This is a genomic window from Streptomyces sp. NPDC127190, from assembly GCF_042672505.1.
In the GTDB taxonomy this organism is placed as follows: Bacteria; Actinomycetota; Actinomycetes; order Streptomycetales; family Streptomycetaceae; genus Streptomyces.
The window spans coordinates 529,620-534,372 of sequence record NZ_JBHXVE010000002.1; the positions used below are offsets into that span (position 1 = coordinate 529,620).

3 protein-coding genes are annotated in these 4,753 nt (G+C 71.8%); all 3 read left to right on the plus strand.

Features of this window, described 5'->3' with window-relative positions:
• The first annotated feature begins 139 nt into the window (after positions 1-139).
• The 3 genes from ACFVIU_RS05580 to ACFVIU_RS05590 all read left to right on the plus strand — a co-directional run bounded on the left by ACFVIU_RS05580 (position 140) and on the right by ACFVIU_RS05590 (position 4,624).
• A complete protein-coding gene (locus tag ACFVIU_RS05580) occupies positions 140-1,552 on the plus strand; it encodes a nucleobase:cation symporter-2 family protein (RefSeq protein WP_385840802.1) in 1,413 nt (470 codons plus the stop codon).
• Between the two features lie 76 nt (positions 1,553-1,628).
• Positions 1,629-3,014: an 8-oxoguanine deaminase gene (locus ACFVIU_RS05585; RefSeq protein ID WP_385840803.1), complete on the plus strand. Its 1,386-nt coding sequence runs from the start codon at positions 1,629-1,631 to the stop codon at positions 3,012-3,014.
• Between the two features lie 242 nt (positions 3,015-3,256).
• Positions 3,257-4,624 (plus strand): nucleobase:cation symporter-2 family protein, encoded by a 1,368-nt coding sequence (locus ACFVIU_RS05590; RefSeq protein WP_385840804.1) that lies wholly within the window; start codon positions 3,257-3,259, stop codon positions 4,622-4,624.
• The last annotated feature ends 129 nt before the right edge of the window (positions 4,625-4,753 follow it).

Consider the following 4,753-nt stretch of genomic DNA (forward strand, 5'->3'; position numbering starts at 1 on the left):
CCTTTGTTATTTCTCTCTCGGGCGGGGGGGCGGGGGGCGCCCCGGTTACCGGGCCCCACATCCCCCCCCTCGCCGGGGGGCGGGCCCCCCCGGCCCCCCCCCCCCGGGGGGGGGGCCGCGCCACACCGGAGGGAACGAAATGGCACAGCCTGCGCAGGGGGCCGACACAGCCCCGTGTTCCACCCCGCCGGTGCACACCGAGGACGCCGTCACGTCCGTGCACCCGGTGGACGAGAAGCTCCACGTCTCGCGGCTCGTCCCCGCCGCGCTCCAGCACATCGCCGCCATGTACGCAGGCGTTGTCACTCCTCCGCTCATCATCGGCCAGGCCTGCGGACTCGACCTCGCGGCCCGCACCCGGCTGATCGCCGCGAGCCTGCTCATCGCGGGCGTCGCGACCCTCCTCCAGACCCTCGGCGTCAAGGGACTCGTCGGCAACCGGCTGCCCTTCGTCAACGCCGCCTCCTCGGCCGGAATCGCGCCGATCCTCGCGATCGCCGAGACCAACTCCCCGGGCCACCGGCTCCCCGCCGTCTACGGCGCGGTGATGGTCGCGGGTGTCTTCTGCCTCGCCGTCGGCCCGTTCTTCGGCCGGCTGCTCCGCTTCTTCCCGCCCCTGGTCACCGGCGTGGTCATCACCCTCATCGGGGTCACCCTGATGCCGGTCCCGGTGAGCTGGGCGCAGGGCGGCGACAAGCACGCCGCCGACTTCGGCTCCATGCGGCACCTCGCGCTCGCCGGGTTCACCCTCGCGGTGATCCTGCTGATCCAGCGCTTCGGCCGCGGCTTCGTCAAGCAGGTCGCCCTGCTGTGCGGACTGCTCGTCGGCACCCTGGCCGCCATCCCCTTCGGCATGGCCGACTTCGGCGCCCTGAGGTCCGCCCCCGTCGCCGCGCTGCCCGCGCCCTTCGCCTTCGGCACCCCCGAGTTCCAGCCCGCGGCGATCCTGTCGCTGTGCATCGTGATGCTGGTGCTGATGACCGAGTCCAGCGCCGGGATGCTCGCCCTCGGCGAGATCTGCGAGCGCCGCACCGACGCCCGGACCATCACCCGCGGCCTGCGCACCGACGGCATCGCCACCCTGCTCGGCCCCGTCTTCGGCGGCTTCCCCACCTCCGCCTTCGCCCAGAACGTCGGCGTCGTCTCGCTCACCCGGGTGCGCAGCCGCTATGTCGTCGCCGTCGCCGGCGGCACCCTGCTGGTCCTCGGCGCCTTCCCGGTGCTCGGCGCGGTCGTCTCCCTGGTTCCCCTGCCGGTCCTCGGCGGCGCGGGCATCGTCCTGTTCGGCTCGATCGCCGTCAGCGGCATCCGTACGCTGTCCGAGGCGGGCCTGGACGACAGCTCCAACATCATCCTGGTCGCGGTCGCACTCGGCGCCGGCATCATCCCGCTGGCCGCACCGACCTTCTACGCCGGCTTCCCGGCCTGGGCGCAGACCGTGCTCGGCTCCGGCATCAGCGCCGGCGCGCTCGTCGCGGTCCTGCTCAATCTGTTCTTCCACCATCTCGGCACCCGGAGCCGCCACCCGGCTGCGGCACTCAAATCCTCCTAGGGTCCTGCCGTGCCCTCCCCGTGGACCCTTCGTCCTCCTGTCCACGGGTCCGCCACTGAAAAGACAAGGAAGCACGATGGCACCATCGGCAGCCCAGCGCATCGTCATCGAGAACTGCGCCATCGCGACCGTGGACGCGGGCGACACGGAGTACGCCTCCGGTTACCTGGTCCTGGCCGGCAACCGGATCGAGTCGCTCGGCGCGGGCCAGGCCCCCCAGGGCCTGGAGAACGTGGTGCGCCGGATCGACGCGAGCGGCCATCTGGCCACGCCCGGTCTGGTCAACACCCACCACCACTTCTACCAGTGGATCACCCGCGGCCTGGCCACCGACCACAACCTGTTCAACTGGCTCGTCGCGCTCTACCCCACCTGGGCGCGCATCGACGAGCAGATGACGTACGCGGCCGCGCAGGGGTCCCTCGCGATGATGGCCCGCGGCGGTGTCACCACCGCCATGGACCACCACTACGTGTTCCCGCACGGCTCCGGCGACCTGTCCGGCTCGATCATCCGCGCCGCCGCCGAGATGGGCGTCCGCTTCACCCTGGCCCGCGGCTCGATGGACCGCAGCGAGAAGGACGGCGGCCTGCCGCCGGACTTCGCCGTCGAGACCCTCGAGGGCGCGCTCGCCGCGACCGAGGAGACCGTGCGCAAGCACCACGACGCTTCCTTCGACGCCATGACCCAGGTGGCCGTGGCGCCCTGCTCGCCCTTCTCCGTCTCCACCGAACTCCTGCGCCAGGGCGCCGAGCTGGCCCGCAGCCTCGGCGTACGGCTGCACACCCACGGCTCGGAGACCGTGGAGGAGGAGAAGTTCTGCCACGAGCTGTTCGGCATGGGCCCGACCGACTACTTCGAGTCCACCGGCTGGCTCGGTGAGGACGTGTGGATGGCGCACTGCGTCCACATGAACGACTCCGACATCGCCGCCTTCGCCCGCACGAAGACCGGCGTCGCCCACTGCCCGTCCTCCAACGCCCGCCTCGCCGCCGGTATCGCCCGCGTCCCCGACATGCTCAGGGCCGGCGTCCCGGTCGGCCTCGGCGTGGACGGCACCGCCTCCAACGAGTCCGGCGAACTCCACACCGAGCTGCGCAACGCCCTGCTGATCAACCGCCTCGGCGCGCACCGCGAGGCCGCCCTCAACGCCCGTCAGGCGCTGCGGCTCGGCACCCACGGCGGCGCCCAGGTGCTCGGCCGCGCGGACCAGATCGGCTCGCTGGAGCCGGGCAAGCTGGCCGACGTGGTGCTGTGGAAGATGGACACGCTCGCCCACTCCTCCATCGCCGACCCGGTGACCGCGCTGGTCTTCGGCGCGGCGGCCCCGGTCACCGCGTCCTTCGTCAACGGCAGGCAGATCGTGGACAACGGCCGCCTGGTCGCCGTCGACGAGGAGGCCATCGCCCGCTCCACCCGCGAGGAGGCCCAGCGCCTCGCCCGCATCGCCGCCCAGGCCTGATCCGGCGCGGCACTCCCCAGAACTCCGGCCGAGAGGGACGGCTCCCGGCCGGAGCCGTGGATCCGAGCGGGATCCATGGCAGCCGTCTCCGGGGCGCGTGTGGACGCACGCGCCCCGGAACGGTCACCGCTCACCCCCCGCTCACCCCCCACGCTCCGTCACGGTCCGCACACCGCACCGCACCACCTCCCTGAAACCCACGTCGTCGTCGACGAACGTGTTACCCGCCCGGAGGAGCCGCCGTGGCCGCCCATCCTGTTGACGAGAAACTCCCCGCCCTGAAAATGGCGACCACCGGCCTACAGCATGTGGCCGCCATGTACGCCGGGGTCGTCGCCCCACCCCTGATCGTGGGCGCGGCCGTGGGCCTGTCCGCGACCGAGCTGACCTTCCTCACCGGCGCCTGCCTGTTCACCGCGGGCCTCGCCACCTTTCTCCAGACCCTCGGCATCTGGAAGATCGGCGCCCGGCTGCCGTTCGTCAACGGCGTCACCTTCGCCGGTGTCGCCCCCATGACCGCGGTCGTCGCCTCCGCCAAGGACAAGTCCGACGCGCTGCCGGTCATCTTCGGCGCGGTGATGGTTGCCGGCCTGCTCGGCTTCATCGCCGCGCCCTTCTTCAGCAAGGCCGTCCGCTTCTTCCCGCCGGTCGTCACCGGGTCGGTCATCACCCTGATCGGCGTGTCCCTCCTCCCGGTCGCCTTCGGCTGGGCCCAGGGTCCCAACCCGGCCGCCGACGACTACGGCTCGACCACCTATCTCACCCTCGCCGGGATCACCCTGGCCATCGTGCTGCTGCTGCGCCGCTTCACCCGCGGCTTCCTCAAGCAGATCGCCGTCCTGCTCGGCCTGATCGCCGGCACCCTCATCGCGATACCGTTCGGCGTCACCGACTTCTCCCCGGTGGCGAAGGCCGACGTGGTGGGCTTCCCCACCCCCTTCCACTTCGGCACCCCGCAGTTCCACCTCGCCGCGATCCTCTCCCTGTGCGTGGTGATGGTGGTCTCCATGACCGAGTCCACCGCCGACATGCTCGCCCTCGGTGAGATCGTGGAACGCCCGGCCGACGAGAAGACCATCGCGGCCGGTCTGCGCGCCGACACCCTCGGCTCCGCGCTCAGCCCGCTGTTCAACGGCTTCATGTGCAGCGCCTTCGCACAGAACATCGGGCTCGTCGCGATGACCCGGATCCGCAGCCGGTACGTCGTCGCCACCGGCGGCGGCTTCCTGGTCCTGATGGGCCTGTGCCCCATGGCCGCCTCGCTGATCGCGGTCGTACCCCGCCCGGTCCTCGGCGGCGCCGGCGTCGTGCTGTTCGGCTCGGTCGCCGCGAGCGGCATCCAGACCCTGGTCCGGGCCGGCCTCGACAAGGACAACAACGTCCTCATCGTCGCCGTGTCCCTCGCGGTCGGCATCATCCCGATCACCGCGCCGGAGTTCTACCACTCCTTCCCGCAGACCGCGAAGATCGTCCTGGACTCCGGCATCTCCACGGGCTGTGTCATGGCCGTGGTCCTCAACCTCCTCTTCAACCACCTCGGCAGAGGGCGTGAGGCGCAGGACGTCACCCATCCGATGGAGGCGGGCGAGGAGATCGCCGCCGCGCACTGAGATTCCGCGCACGGATCACGACGAGGGGGGGGGGGGGGGGCGGGGACAACCCAAATGAGCCCCCCCCCGCGGGGCGCGAGGGGGGGGCGACACAACACGCCCGGGGCGGGGGGCGAGCGCGCGGGGGTG